At 38.1% G+C, this 14,967-nt stretch carries 12 protein-coding genes; 7 read left to right on the forward strand and 5 right to left on the reverse strand.

The window, feature by feature from the left end; translation table 11 throughout:
• Positions 1-38 precede the first annotated feature (38 nt).
• The 7 genes from DHD80_RS06690 (at position 39) to DHD80_RS06720 (ending at position 8,232) form a co-directional block, all read left to right on the forward strand.
• Positions 39-716: a DUF481 domain-containing protein gene (locus tag DHD80_RS06690; RefSeq protein ID WP_251740382.1), complete on the forward strand. Its 678-nt coding sequence runs from the start codon at positions 39-41 to the stop codon at positions 714-716.
• A gap of 102 nt (positions 717-818) precedes the next feature.
• Positions 819-1,313: a DUF2306 domain-containing protein gene (locus DHD80_RS06695; protein WP_251740383.1), complete on the forward strand. Its 495-nt coding sequence runs from the start codon at positions 819-821 to the stop codon at positions 1,311-1,313.
• Between the two features lie 430 nt (positions 1,314-1,743).
• Entirely contained in the window at positions 1,744-2,118 is a 375-nt protein-coding gene (locus DHD80_RS06700; protein ID WP_251740384.1) for a hypothetical protein, read from the forward strand.
• Positions 2,111-4,411 (forward strand): FdhF/YdeP family oxidoreductase, encoded by a 2,301-nt coding sequence (locus DHD80_RS06705; RefSeq protein WP_251740385.1) that lies wholly within the window; start codon positions 2,111-2,113, stop codon positions 4,409-4,411. The genes DHD80_RS06700 and DHD80_RS06705 overlap by 8 nt, the downstream gene beginning before the upstream one ends.
• A gap of 385 nt (positions 4,412-4,796) precedes the next feature.
• On the forward strand, positions 4,797-5,474 hold the full coding sequence (locus DHD80_RS06710) for a type 1 glutamine amidotransferase domain-containing protein (RefSeq protein ID WP_251740386.1): 678 nt from the start codon (positions 4,797-4,799) through the stop codon (positions 5,472-5,474).
• Positions 5,475-6,081: 607 nt separating this feature from the next.
• The gene (locus tag DHD80_RS06715) at positions 6,082-7,167 is read left to right on the forward strand and encodes a PAS domain-containing sensor histidine kinase (RefSeq protein ID WP_251740387.1); all 1,086 of its coding nucleotides are present in this window, start codon (positions 6,082-6,084) and stop codon (positions 7,165-7,167) included.
• A 399-nt stretch (positions 7,168-7,566) separates the two neighbouring features.
• Positions 7,567-8,232, forward strand: a complete 666-nt coding sequence (locus DHD80_RS06720; RefSeq protein ID WP_251740388.1) for a GDSL-type esterase/lipase family protein — start codon at positions 7,567-7,569, stop codon at positions 8,230-8,232.
• Between the two features lie 3 nt (positions 8,233-8,235).
• Here DHD80_RS06720 and DHD80_RS06725 read toward each other — a convergent pair whose 3' ends face one another.
• Genes DHD80_RS06725 through DHD80_RS06745 form a run of 5 tightly spaced genes read right to left on the reverse strand, consistent with a single transcriptional unit; the run spans position 8,236 to position 14,962 of the window.
• Positions 8,236-9,171, reverse strand: coding sequence for a haloacid dehalogenase-like hydrolase (locus DHD80_RS06725; protein WP_251740389.1), 936 nt, complete (start codon positions 9,169-9,171; stop codon positions 8,236-8,238).
• A complete protein-coding gene (locus tag DHD80_RS06730; RefSeq protein WP_251740390.1) occupies positions 9,161-9,940 on the reverse strand; it encodes a glycerophosphodiester phosphodiesterase family protein in 780 nt (259 codons plus the stop codon). Before DHD80_RS06730 ends, DHD80_RS06725 begins: the two co-directional genes overlap by 11 nt.
• Before the next feature lie 27 nt (positions 9,941-9,967).
• Positions 9,968-11,932 (reverse strand): glycoside hydrolase family 97 protein, encoded by a 1,965-nt coding sequence (locus DHD80_RS06735; RefSeq protein WP_251740391.1) that lies wholly within the window; start codon positions 11,930-11,932, stop codon positions 9,968-9,970.
• Positions 11,933-11,955: 23 nt separating this feature from the next.
• The gene (locus DHD80_RS06740; RefSeq protein WP_347709959.1) at positions 11,956-13,536 is read right to left on the reverse strand and encodes a calcineurin-like phosphoesterase C-terminal domain-containing protein; all 1,581 of its coding nucleotides are present in this window, start codon (positions 13,534-13,536) and stop codon (positions 11,956-11,958) included.
• Positions 13,529-14,962, reverse strand: coding sequence for a SusD/RagB family nutrient-binding outer membrane lipoprotein (locus tag DHD80_RS06745; RefSeq protein WP_251740392.1), 1,434 nt, complete (start codon positions 14,960-14,962; stop codon positions 13,529-13,531). The genes DHD80_RS06740 and DHD80_RS06745 overlap by 8 nt, the downstream gene beginning before the upstream one ends.
• Between the last annotated feature and the right edge of the window lie 5 nt (positions 14,963-14,967).

A 14,967-nucleotide genomic window follows, 5' to 3' on the forward strand; every position in this document is an offset into this window, starting at 1 on the left:
TTGCAAAATCCCAACTGGTAAATATTGAATCCAGACGTATGCAAACCGATTCTCTTCGGTTCGTGCTCAATGCTGATTTTTCTTTTAATTATACCAATAATGATGGGTCAAAGGTGAATCAAATTAGTGGCTCACTAACCACGCAATTGAAATCTAAAGATTATAAGAAGATCTATTTATTTCTGGGAAATTATAAATTGATTGATACCGATGACAAAAACCTGCAGAACACCTGGTTCTTGCATGGTAGGTTCAATTACAAATTCAATCAGCTTCTAAGGTTTGAAACTTTTATTCAGGGCCAATATAATCAACTCTTAGTGGTAGAACAACGCAATCTTATTGGAGCGGGATTAAGGCTAAAATGGGTAGATAAAGATAATTTCACGGGGTATGCCGGGAATTCCTACATGTATGAAGTGGAATATAGCGATGAAGCAGGAACCACCGATTATAACCATAGAAACAGCACGTATGTTACCCTTTCTTACACCCCTAAATCGGAAAGATTTTCAGTTGCAAATACTTTGTATTTTCAGCCATTATATGAAGACATCAGCGATCACCGGGTTTTAGAACAATTCCGTTTGGATATTCCGCTTTCCAACTGGTTCAAGGTCTTTACACTTTATAACTATTATTTTGATAGCAAAACACCTTTGAATACTGAAGAATATACCTCAAACCTTAATCTGGGAATTGGAATTTCTTTATAAGGATTTAAAAAAATTTCGGTTCAGTCGGTTTAAACTACAAGTCAGCAATTTTTTATTTTATATAGATTGCTTCAGCGTTATGTTAGCTGAAAATTATCCAGAATGTTTTCAGGAAATACCGGAATTATTCATTTTGTCGCATCTATTATAGCGCTTATATGTGGCAGCATTGTCCTCTCAGGAAACAAAGGCACTTACAAACATAAAATAATAGGTCGCTTTTACGGTCTTTCCATGCTTATTTTACTGGTCACGTCATTTCTCTTACATAACCTGGCAGGTTTTGGAATTTTGCACTGGTTAGCAGTGGTGAGTACTTTGAGTCTTTTATGCGGAATGCTTCCTTTGTATTTTAAATATCCTAAGCATAATTATATGGTTTTTCATTTCAGTTTTATGTATTGGAGTGTTATTGGTTTATATGCTGCTTTTTTTGCTGAAATATTTACCCGAATACCTATAGTATTTGATATGGACACGTATAACATTCGTCTTTTCTATATCCTTTTAGTGATTGCCACGGTTTTAACCGGAGGGATTGGTTCTATCTATTTCCGAAGATTAAAAGAGAAATGGCACCAGAAATATGCTTCCTGAAGGTCAAATTTAAAGTCCTCAGGAAAAAGCAAAGGCCACCCTAACAATCCTTAATACCGATTTCCTGTAAATCTAACTTCTAAACTGTATGGCCTTATTTCAGGTTTCAGTACTTAAAATTACCTTAAGCTTTAGAACGAAAAGAATGAGATTTCTCACTTGGTTTGAAATGACATTTTTATAGTGAAAAGATGAACAGTACCGTCACTGCGAGTGAAACGAAGCAGTCTCCATAATAGATTGCTTCACTGCGCCTGCCTACCGCAGGCAGGTTCGCAATAACAACCAAGAGGGAAAGCTATTATCTCAAAATCCATAAATCAATAATTCCCCACTCCTTAAATTTTTTAGAAAAATCAGTGCAATTGGTTAACTCATCTTTCTCCTTCCCCACATTTAGTTTATCTTTAAGAATCATAAAAATTAAGTTATGAAAATAAGGATCAGGGGAAATTCGGTACGCTTCAGGCTTACCAAAAATGAAGTGGACAGGTTATGTCATGAAGGATCAATTTTCGAGGAAACCAATTTTGGCACTGACAGTTTCAGGTATGCGGTGAAAATTGCTGAAATTGAAGATTTAAGTATCGACTTCGAGAATGGTCAAATTCAGCTATTGATTTCCAAAGAAATGCTGGGTGACTGGAATGTGAACAATCGCGTTGGTTTCGCTCATTCTGTAAGCTCCAAAACCGGTAATACTATAGATGTTTTACTGGAAAAAGATTTTACCTGTCTCGATGAACGCGGCGAAGATGAATCTGATAATTACCCCAATCCAAAGGCTAATATAAATCATGGATAAAAACCATAGAAATGTTAACCACCGCGGTCCTGCAGCATTTACCGATCTTCAATTTAAAGATCCCGTTACCCACGCCGCCGGGAAACTGGCTATAAGGGACACAATTAAACATACATTTAAAGAAATGGGCGTGGTAGACTCCATGCGCGGGCTTTTTACAATCAATCAACAGGATGGCTTTGATTGTCCCAGCTGTGCCTGGCCAGATCCCGAACATCCTTCCAAAATTGGCGAATATTGTGAGAGTGGTGCGAAAGCGCTGGCTGATGAAGCTACACATAGTCATATCGATGCGCAATTTTTCAAAAAATATTCCGTAGAAGAACTTTCAAATCTTACCGATTTTCAACTGAATAAATTCGGAAGATTAATAGAGCCTCTGGTTTTACGTGAGGGCAGCATCCATTACGAGGCGATTTCCTGGCAGGATGCTTTTGATTTAATTGCCGAACAACTCCATGAACTGGATTCACCAAACGAGGCGATTTTTTATACTTCGGGACGCTCCAGTAACGAGGCTGCTTTTTTATATGGAATGTTTGTACGCGCGTATGGTACCAACAACATGCCCGATTGCAGCAATATGTGCCATGAATCCAGCGGAGTAGCGCTGACTGAAACTGTGGGAATTGGTAAAGGAAGTACAAAACTGGAGGATTTTTATGAGGCTGAAGTCATTATGATCGCGGGACAAAATCCCGGTACCAATCATCCTCGAATGATGACTGCCCTGGAGAAATGTAAAGAGAATGGTGGGTATATTATTTCAATCAATCCGCTGGAAGAAACAGGGCTGGTTAATTTTAAAAATCCGCAGAATTTAAAAGGATTGATTGGCGGTGGCGAAGATATCGCAGATCTGCACCTGGCAGTAAACATCAATCAGGATGTGCCTTTGGTAAAATTAATCCTGAAACGTCTCGTGGAAAAAGATGCCCTGGATCAATCGGTTTTTGACCATCAATTTCTCGAAAAATATACGGAAGGTTATTCGGCATTAATCGAAGATCTAAAATCCTTTGATGAGGCGCAATTGCTTAAAATGACCGGAGTACCCAAAGAAAAAATAAATAAGGCGGTTGAAGTCCTCTCCAAAAAATCGAAAATTATAGTTTGCTGGGCTATGGGCCTCACCCAGCATAAAAATGCGGTGGAGACCATCCGTGAATATGTGAATTTGTTGCTTTTAAAAGGTGCTATAGGTAAACCACATACAGGAACCTGCCCTATTCGCGGCCATAGTAATGTACAGGGTGATCGCAGCGTTGGGATCCAGCATTATGTGGAAGAAGATTTGAATGAGCGTATTAGGGAACATATGCATTTTGAGCCGCCTACGGAAAAAGGGATAGATGTGGTTGAATCTATGGAAGCGATGCATACGGGAAAAGCCAAATTTTTTATGGCCCTGGGCGGCAATTTTTTAATGGCCGCTTCAGATACAGATTATACGGCTACGGCTCTCAATAATTGCGAGATGACCGTACAGGTAAGCACAAAGCTGAACCGTTCCCATTTGGTGACAGGAAAAACCGCGCTTATCCTTCCAACTTTTGGCAGGTCTGAAAAAGACGAAAAAAATGGTAAGCCCAGATTCCTCACTATGGAAAGCAGTATGGGACGTATAAGACAGTCTAAAGGAATTTTAAAGCCTGCTTCAGAAAAAATTATGAGTGAACCCGAAATTATTGGCGGGTTGGCAGATATTTATTTTAACGGAGAGCACCCGGTTGCGTTTAAAGAGATGGGTGAAGATTATGAACTCATTCGGGAAAAAATCGATCTGGTGGCCAAGGGTTTTGAAAAAACTTCGGAACGTTCTAAAGGTTTTGGCTATTATCTCCCTAATAATTCCCGGGAACTTGATTTTAGCATGCTTCCAAATGGAAAAGCGCAAATCACCCTTAATAATCTGCCTGACCATCAGCTTACTACAGACGAACTTATGCTAATGACCATAAGAAGTCATGATCAGTTTAATACTACTATTTATGGCCTGGATGATCGTTATCGCGGCGTTTATAATGAACGTAGGGTGATCTTTATGCATGAAGCGGATATTAAGGCAAGAAATTTAAAGAAGTATGAGGTAGTTGATTTAACTACTACGTACGATGGAAAAAAAAGGACCGCGCATAAATTTAAAGTTTTGCCCTACAATATTCCAAAAGGCAACGCGGCGGCATATTTCCCGGAAACAAATCCTTTAGTGCCTTATAATCATTTTGCGGATAGAAGTAATACGCCAATAAGCAAATCCTTAAAAATAAGAATTGAGAAAACAGAAAATTAATGTATTCCCAGAACTACAGATTATCAGACAGGATAGCTTTTCGTTTGCACTTTCCAAAGATTTTTCATTACAAATTTTAGCCTTGCTTTTGGAAACAGGTTAGAAGATGATTCAGCTTCAGGCAAAATTTTCTATTGAACCTTTTTTATAAACTTTAAACCAAATAATATAAAGCATTCTTCTGAAATTGGAATAGATGTCTAATTATATACAGAAGACCTTATTAAAAACAGCCGTTTTTACGGTGCTTCAGAAGCATTTAAAAAAGGGAATGCACAATGCATTCCCCCCATTCTAAATATTTCGCTACCTTTCAGAAGCGATCATTAGAGCTATTAAGTTAACGAAAATATCGCAAAGATTATTAATGCAAAAAAAATAAGTTATGAAAGTATTATTCGTATTAACCTCCCATGATAAACTGGGAGATACAGGAAAAAAGACGGGATTTTGGATTGAAGAATTCGCCAGCCCCTATTACACTTTATTAGATAAAGGTGTAGCTATTACCCTGGCCACTCCAAAAGGCGGGAAAGCGCCTATAGATCCTTCTAGTGATACAGAAGACAATCAAACTAAAGACACAAAAAGATACAAAGAAGATGAAGAGGCACAAAAACTGATCAATAATACCAAAGTTCTTTCAGAAATAGATCCAGGAGATTTTGACGCTGTATTTTATCCAGGCGGACATGGCCCGTTATGGGATCTTTCCGAAGATAAAGATTCCATCGCGCTTATTGAAAAATTCAATACTGCCGGGAAGCCCATAAGTTTTGTATGCCATGCACCTGCAGCTCTTAAGCATGTAAAAGGAAAAGATGGGGAATCTCTGGTAAAAGGCAAAAAAGTTACAGGTTTTACCAATTCTGAAGAAAAAGCGGTAGAATTAACCGATGTGGTTCCGTTTTTAGTGGAAGAAATGCTGAAAGAAAATGGTGGAAATTATTCTAAAGCGGGCGACTGGGAAGAATATGTTTTGGTTGAGGGCAACCTTATTACCGGACAAAATCCGGCATCTTCAGGGCTTGTCGCTGAAAAATTATTTAAAATGCTGAATTAAATTTCAGCTAATAACAGAAAAAGCATCGCACAACGCGATGCTTTTTTGCTTGAATAGATATGTCTCCCTACTTTCGAAATGAAATTTTATAATGAAAAGATGAACCTTACCGTCACTGCGAGTGAAACGAAGCAGTCTCCATAATAGATTGTTTCACTGCGCCTGCCTACCGCAGGCAGGTTCGCAATGATAACCCGCAGGGAAACGTCCTCAGTTTTGGATTCGGGATCCAAAGGTGTAACACGACCCTGAACTGGTTGCAGGATTTGTATTGTGGGCGAAAATGTCATTCAGCATGATGAATGAATTATATCCAAATTAACTGATGCCAACTTTTTCTCTCTAATATAATTCTTTATGAATTTCCAACGCAATAAAGAATATGGCCATTCGAAGAAGTGAAATGACTGAGAAGTCTAATAACCTGAGGGATTTTCTTCCCGTTGGATTTTCTTGGTATGGAAAAATTTTCAGTCTATTGTTTTCAAATACGCCTGAAAACTTGAAAATAGATGGATAACTTGAAAAACAGAAATCATCCCAAGTTTATTCAGAAAAGGCCAGGGGCAGTCATTTTTTCAGAAATTTTTCATAAATTTAACATTCTATGAATGAACCTACTATTCCGGCTAGAACCGAAGAAATTCTTTCGGCCTTCTTTGAATTGTCCCACGATTACCTTTGTATTGCAGGGTATGATGGGTATTTCCGGAAAGTCAATCCGGCATTCATTAATTTAATAGGTTATACCGAACAAGAATTGCTTTCGTTCCCCATTTGTGATTTAATATATGAACCAGACAGGGTTCGTACGGCAGAGATACGAGAAGGCCTTAAAATTGGATCACCGCTTCTAAACTTTGAAAATAGGTATGTAACAAAATCGGGAGAAATTATATGGCTAACCTGGACTTCCATTCCAGAACAATCTAACGGACTTGTTTATGCAATTGCAAAAAATATAAACCATATTAAAAATCAGGCGGAAGAAAGAAATGCCCTAATTGCCGATCTCACCAGTTTAAATAAAGAACTAACCCATTTATCTTACACCGCCACGCACGATCTCAAATCCCCCGTGAATAATTTAATTTCTTTATTCAGCCTTTTGGATTATTCAGAAATAAAGAATGAAGATAATTTACTCTACATGGATTTGCTGAAACAATCTACAGAGAGCCTTCGGGATATATTAAACAATTACATCGATAATATCAAGGAAAAGAACAAATCGCTGGTTAAACCAGAAAAAATAAATCTGCACGAAGTAGTAAAAGATACGCTTGAACCAATTAAATATTTAATTAAGGATACAAAAACCAGCTTTAATATAAATTTCTCTGAAGTGGAATTTTTAAACTTCAATTCATTTTACCTGCATAGTATTTTTCTGAATTTAGTTTCAAATTCAATAAAATATGCGCGATCAGGAGTTCCTCCAATAATCAGCATTACCTCCAAAAAAACCCCCGATTCTATTCAGGTTATTTTTGGCGATAACGGTCTTGGGTTTGATATGGAAAAAATTGGCGGGAGGATTTTTGGCTTAAACGAAACCTTTCATGGCCATTCTGAAAGCAAAGGGGTGGGATTATATCTTGTAAATGATTATATGAGAGCATTGGGGGGAAGTGTCGCTGTAACTAGTGAGGTCAATAAGGGTTCCGCTTTTACCTTAAATTTTAGGCATTAAATTGAAATTTTCCTTTTTTGGGAAAATAAAAATTTTTTGAAATCCACTATCCTCGATTAGATTAGCCAATGTATATCCCTAAAAACAGAGAAGCTTAAAAAATAATATTTACGGGCTTTTTAAGAATTCGGTAAATTCTCGGAAAAGAAAAGGGACTATCTATCTCAAAACTGTTAGTCTCAAGAGAGGTTTCAGGCTAAATTGTTTCAAATTTAGCCCCTTCTGATATTATATCAACAGCGCTTTTCTCTCTATCAAATTAATAGACTCTGTGATCTATTAAAGTTTCATATTATTTTCATAAATTCCCTTTCTATATTAAAAACAAATAATAGTATACTATATTGAAACTCTTTTAAGTTTCTTTTTATTGAAAACCTTTTAAATATAAAATTTTAAATGAAAAATTTTATTGCACTATTAATGATAGTAAGCTGTTTATCTAGCTATGCTCAAAATTCCATTGAAACGACCTATAGACCAAAAACCTATCCTGTTCAGGTCAAACAGTTCAGAACGTATCCAGATAGCAAAAATGATATCATTTTTCTTGGAAACAGTATTACCGCACGAGCTCAGTGGAATGAACTCTTACAATTGCCGATGGCAAGAAACAGGGGGATTTCTGGCGATACAACATTTGGGATTTTAGAAAGACTGGATGAAGTAACCGAAGGACAACCTTCAAAAATATTCCTTTTGATCGGTATTAATGATATTTCAAGGGGCTTTCCCGATGATTTGATTCTCAAAAATTTTAAAGAGATTATTTCACGTATTCAGAAAGAATCACCAGAAACCAAAATTTATATTGAAACAATCCTGCCGGTAAATAAATCTTTTAATGTTTACAAAAGACATTACGATAAGGATGGTCACATTCTTTATATCAATGATCAATTGAGGAAAATCGCTCCAAAAATGGGAATTACTCTAATCGATATTTATCCGGAATTTCTGGATGATCAAAATCGCCTCAACGCCGAATTCACCGACGAGGGTTTACATCTCAACGAAAAAGGTTATTTAAAATGGGCCAAAATACTAAAACCTTATCTGGAATAAACTTTATTCGACTTTTTGGTGTTCCGTATTTCGCTTTATTTCCAATTCTTCTGAAACATATTCATAATCACCTTCCGAAATATCCTTACAGGTTACGATGATCGCTTCGTGGTCCTGCCAGTATTGCTTCAGGGTATGACCATTTAGAGATTCGTCTTTTTCACTGTTCATCTTATTAGAATCATCTGGATTAACGATCATTTTTAAACCTACAGATTCATTCATCATTTCAAGGTCACCCCGACTGTTCCCGGCAACGAATAAAGGTTTAGCTTTAATAAAGGTCTGGATTGCATTGGCTTTTCCTTCGTCCTGTGGCACGGGCTGAACAAGCATTCCTGTAATCTTACCCTCATGAATTACAGATTTCACCCCAATGATTCGGTTCATAGGAATTCCCATATTATTACTTACAAATTGCTGATAAAGAATTTCTGGAGAAGCCGTCACCACCCAAATCTCGAAACCATAATCTTCAAGATTTGCCAGTAATTGTTTCATTTCAGGATAAAACTTTTTCTCGTATTTTTCATGAAACATTTCTTCCCCAATGTTTTCCACCGCCGTAGTTGAAAGTCCCGATAAAAAGCTTATTCGGCGTTGAACATAATCCATCCCCACATTATTACCATGAAGAAGCGAATCAATTACTGCCATTTTCGCCAGAGAAATACTGTCTTTTTTTTCTGAAAATTCCTCTTTAGCATAATTATATAGCGCTTCATCGGCCAGGTAATAGGGTGATTGTCCAAGCAGCGTCCCATCACAGTCGAAAACTGCCACTTTTCGTTCTTTTATAATCCTTGTTCCTTCCAAGAAACTTTCCAGCCGATTATTCACCGATTCATCCCAGGCAGAAATTTGATTAAATTCCTGAGCAGTAAGACTACCTGTTAATGTAATTATCAGAAATGAGAAAAAGAAAAACCTATTTTTCATCAGTCAGAAGTTGAAGTAGTAATTCCGGTTCATTGGTAGTGATATATTCCGCATTTTGACCCATCATATATTTCATATCCTCTTCAGAATTTACCGTCCACGCATTGATAGACATTCCCAATGCATGGGCTTCTGGAATCCACTCAGGATTTTCCCTGTACTTACTGAAATGGTAATCAAGGCCGGTATATCCATCTTTTTTTGCCTGCGCCGGGCTAACATCACCGCTCAAATAGGCAATTTCCGCATTTGGATCCAGTTCATGAACCAGTTTTCCAGCTTCATAATCGAAAGTGATATAATCTACCCACTTTTCAGCCTTCATTTTCTTAACAAGAGCTACACACCTTCTGGTAAGTTCCAGTGTTCTTTCCTGATCTGTTGTTTTTTTGATCTCCAGAATAAGTTTAGTGGTTTTCTGTTTCATTCCTTCCTCGAGATATTCCCTCAAGGTGGGTAGTTTTTCACCATTCGAAAGCTTTTTGGAAATCAGCTCGTTATATCGAGTATCTTCAATGAGCATTCCTTTAAAATCATCATCGTGATTCACCACTATGCTGTCGTCTGCGCTAATATGCACATCAAATTCAGATCCATGAGCTCCAATTGCCACCGCCTGCTTTAACGAGGCGATGGAGTTTTCTGGCAGCGAATTCGCTTTCCATGCGCCACGGTGTGCCACTACGATATTGTCATGAAATTTTGGTTTTGGGCCACTTCCGCAGGAAACAATCAGTAATCCAAGGAATATTAATACAAGCTTTTTCATTTTAAAGTATTCTGATTAAATATTATTCTAATTGACAGGTTCTAATTTAATGACCAAACCTCCGCCGGAAGCCATTTCAAACTGAAATTTATCTCCTTTCTGAAATGTTTTCTCTTCGATTTTGATATGGTTAGGATTGGAATCTGTTTCCGCATCATCTCCATAAATTGTAGCCTTGTAAGTTTGACCCTCTTTCAGAAAATCGAAAGAAAATGAAACTGATTTTTTCTCGGAGTTATTGATGGATCCAATATACCAATTATCGTCTTTTCTCCTTGCGATGACCACATGGCTCTGAAGTTTAGCCTCGGGAACCACCGTTTCATCCCAGATGGTTGGAACTTCGCTCACAAAATCGAAACCTGGTTCTCCTTCATAAGCTTCAGGATAATCGGCTACCATGCTCAAATAACTTTCCAATACTACATACATAGCCATCATATGGCTTCTGGTTCCGATAGTCAAGGGCCTGGTGTATTGAATTTTAAAATTTTCTGGCAACACTGCACGGAATCCGCCTAGGTGATAATCGCTGGCTCCCGCAAGCATCCTTGTAAATACCACATTCAGGTCATGCTCAGGCGTAATTGGCTTTTTTTGCCATTTATTCTGTTCATAATTATAAGTTCCTTCCCGCGTCAATTCATTAGGATAGGTTCTGTGCAGTCCTGTAGGCTTAAAAGAGCCATGAAACTGAATATACAGCTTGTGTCTTGCAGCACTCTCCAATATCTCTTCCATGATATTCACCATTTCCTGATCGTCACGATTTATAAAATCGACCATCATGCCTTTGATTCCCCATTCTTCAAACTGGGCAAAAGCTTCTTCCAATTGTGGATATAGCGCCTGCCAGTGAACCCACACGTTGATGAAAACGCCTTTTTCTTTGGCGTAATCGCAGATTTTCTGCATTTCCAGACTTGCAACCGGTTGGGTTAGATCGGTGGCCGGGCCCACTACACTATACCCAGATGCATCACTTTTATACCAGGCCATTCCGCCATAGCCAATTACGGCGTGATAGGGTATATTATTCTTCGCACAAAAATCGATGTAATATTTATTGGTTTTGAAATTGATTCCGGGAGCAAAGGTGGTATCAGGAACAATATCACCGTTCCACCAGTGAAAAGAGGTCTTTCCCGGTTTGATCCACGAAGTATCATCAATTTTTGAAGGTTCATTTAAACTGGTGATGATATTGCTTTCAATCAATTTACCCGGTCGGTCACCAATTAAAATGACTCTCCATGGGGTATGGTGCGGAAGTTTAGCTTTCACCTTTACCTCCTCCTGACCGGGTAGCGGAGAAAGTTGTGTTTCCAGATAACCTTCTTTCTTTTTAAGATACATACCGGCATAATCCCGCAAATTCGCTTCGGTAATACTCAGGTAGGCTTTATCAGAAAAATTGAACATTCCCGGCATATCCATCAAGGTGTCCTTCGGGATTTCATTAAAAGGCATGATATGATACAAGGCTTCGTGCGAGCTGTCATACGATCCCCAGAACATGGAATATACAGTTGGATTTCCTGAAATATTAAAAGAAGTCTTTTCATCTGTAAGTTCATAAGATTTCCAGTCCTGCTCGGGAAATTCATACCTAAAACCAACCCCATCATTAAAAACACGAACCACGATATTGACCATTTTTCGGTCCTTCACCGTCAAGGGCAGAGTCACTTCTTTATAATGATTTCGCGCTTCGCTGGTCTTTCCCACCACCAGTTTATAGGTTGTATCCACTTCCTGATATTCCGGTTTTCCCAGTTGTAGATTTTTCTGAAGTTCGGCATCTTTAAATATTAACCCTAAGGCTGAATCATCTATAAGAAGCTGATTTCCAAACATAATTCTGTAATAAGGCGCATCCTTTTTAAGTTCAAACTGAAACTGGATTTTTCCATCGGGTGAATTCAGGTTGATTTTCTTTTGCGAAAAAGAGAAGAAAGAAAACAGGAATACCAGGTAGCATATTTTTTTCATAAATCAATTCAATCTAAATAATTTCATTCAAGGCGATAACTGCCCTTTGCGGTATGAACCTGGCCAAACATATCGGTCGCTTTTACTTCCACTTCATGAGTACCTGCTTCCAGGGTTGTTGGTAAATTTGCATACCATAAATGCTTACTATCTATTGGATTTGAAGGCCTTCGTCCATTAATTAGTGTATCAGAAAGGTCCCAGTCATACACCCTGTTGGCATAAGAAGGATCATAATCTTCCACATATTGCATCGGTTTCCAATCACTACTATCAATCCGGTAAAGCAGCTCATCTTTTTGAGAACCTATAAAGAAATTTGCATACATCCCGGCTTTAGAATTGACTCCCTGAGCCATCACTTTGGGAACAAATAAACGAACCTGATAATCATCAGGTTGCCCAGCAACTTTATAATCTACAGAATATTGATTGCCTTCAATTTTTAAAAAAGCGTAGCCTCTTGGGGTTCCGTCACGCATTTCAGCATCTGGAACACCATTGATAATTTCTCCCGAATTCCAATCACCACAAGTTGTTCCAACATTAAAGTGGTGATGAATGCCCTTTCCTTTCCAGCCATTTTCAGCAGCAAAGAAATCCTGTCGTTGAATATGTGTATGGGCGGAAAGGGATAAGGTATGCGGAAAATCTTTAAGTAAATCAAATAGCTTTTCGCGGTCTTTATCCCTGAAGGAATCCCCGTAAGGCTCGCTGATAGGAATATGAAAGGCCAGGACAACCAAATAATCCCTGGGCACATATTTTAGATCATTTTCGATGAACTTCATTTGCTTTGGAGTGAAACCTCCCCAGTATCCTTTGGAATCGCGAGGATCTGGAAATAACATATCATCCAGAATGATAAAATGGGTTTTCGCGTAGTTATAAGAATAAGTTGAAGGCCCAAAATGCGCTTCAAAAGTTTCGTCTGAAAGTTCATCTTCCTTTGCATCCAGGTTCATATCATGGTTTCCCATGACATCGTACCACCTGAACCCAAGTTTGGAAATTGCTTTTTTATACGGCTCGAACAAATCCAGGTCGTTCCATACCAGATCACCCAGGCTTATTCCGAAGGCGAAATTCTTATTTTTATCAATATCCTTTATAACACTTTCTTCAAAATACCGGAGCTCTTCTAGATCTCTTGGTTGTGGGTCGCCGAATATCAAGGCTGTATAATCTTCGCTTTCTTCCTGTTGAACCAGCCCAAAATCGATCGTTTTCGGCAATTTTCCGGTAGGTTTAACACCGCTATATTTAGCATCCGGCGAACCATTGGGCTTATATATGTAATAGAATTTTGAATTATTATTTCCTTCAGAAATTCGATACCCCGTTGGTTTGATCACAAAAATAATGTCATCATCAGAAATTGATAAGTTATATCTACCGGAATTATCTGTTAACACAACGTTTTCACCGTTAGTCACAGCTATTTTTGAAATTCCTTTTTCTGATTCGTCCTTCTTTCCATTTTCATTTTTGTCCAGATAAACGGTTCCTTTAGCAACAATTTGGGTATTCCCTGAAAAGGAAATACCCATAAATAATGAAACTAAAAATAAATTAGAAAAAAGGCTAATTCCCATTCTACTCATCCCACCACACTTTTGTATTGATATCATCTGGCCCTCCTAAAAGATCCAGTGCTTTTTGATAATTTTCAGAATTATTTATTTGAACATCTGAAGGGTAGTAAAACCTGGAAGGCATTATTCCATCGTTTTCCATTGCTTCGGTAGTGGGCAATTCCGGCAGGCCGGTTCTTCTGTATTCAAACCATTGCTGATAATCCACAAAATAAAGCGCATAGTATTTTTGAAGCATGATTTGCTCCAAAGTTCCGTCATATGCGACATCGGGATTATCAAAATATCCTGCAGGCACTTCGGCTCCAAGTTGTTCAATAGCTGCTTCAACACCATTCCTATAATGCTCTTCTGCCCCTGAAGTAAATCCCCTTTGGGCAACTTCAGCCTTGATAAATTCAACTTCAGAATAAGGCAATATGAAAATCTCCATAGGATTTGTTACCTGTTCTATATTAAAGGTGGAGGCATTATACTCGAATTGTGATTCGGCCCCGGCATAGGCGCTTGGGATTCCTTTATAACCAATACTATTTCCATCAGCATCCTGAGCCATGGTTTCGATAATTGGTCTTCGTGGATCTTCCCATTGATTCAAATTATCAACAAAGAATTCCGCAATTTTCACACTTAGCCTGAAATCCTGTGGCCTTCCCCATGGAGAAACATTTGGTGTTTCGCCCGTAACTTCCAAAATAGCCGATTCTTCAGTATTTTCAAATACAGGATACATCTCGGGATTGTTGATCATTGCAGATAATTTCTGAAAAGCATTGGTTTCTGAACGGTTTGAAATTCTTAATAACAATCTCATATGAAGAGAGTTCGTGAACTTTTGCCATTTTGCAACGTCATTATGAAAGAGGATATCATCCGCATACACCATCGACTCATCCAGATTGTAAATTTCATTCGCTCTTTCCAAATCGGCAAGAATCGACTCGTAGACAAATTCCTGCGAATCAAAAGCCGGATAGAAATTCCCTTCTTCCCCCATAGTGGCTTCAGTAAAGGGAATGGGCCCAAAAAGGTCAGTAAGGTTTGCAAAAACCATAGCCCTCCAAGTTAAAGCGATCGCTTCATAATTTTCATCTTCAGCTGCAATGGAGGCTTCCAGCATTTCATCAATATTATTGAGCCACCTATAATACCAGTACCAGGACGAGTTCCCTATATTCTGACTCACATCATACCTGTGCAAACCTCCGGAAATACTTGGAAATGGAAGGGATACCTGCATAAGGTCAAAAGTAATACTGGCACTTCTATCCGCATTATGACTGGCTAATCCATAAATTATTGGATTGATTAAAGTTCCTGGACTAATTTGAGCGATCCTATTTGGATCTTCATTTACTTCTTCGAAATCACTGGTACAAGCATAGAGAATCAAAGAACCAATTATACCTGTAATTAAATATTTAATATTTTTCATCGTTG

The sequence above is a fragment of the Gramella sp. AN32 genome, assembly GCF_023718305.1.
GTDB lineage: Bacteria > Bacteroidota > Bacteroidia > Flavobacteriales > Flavobacteriaceae > Christiangramia > Christiangramia antarctica.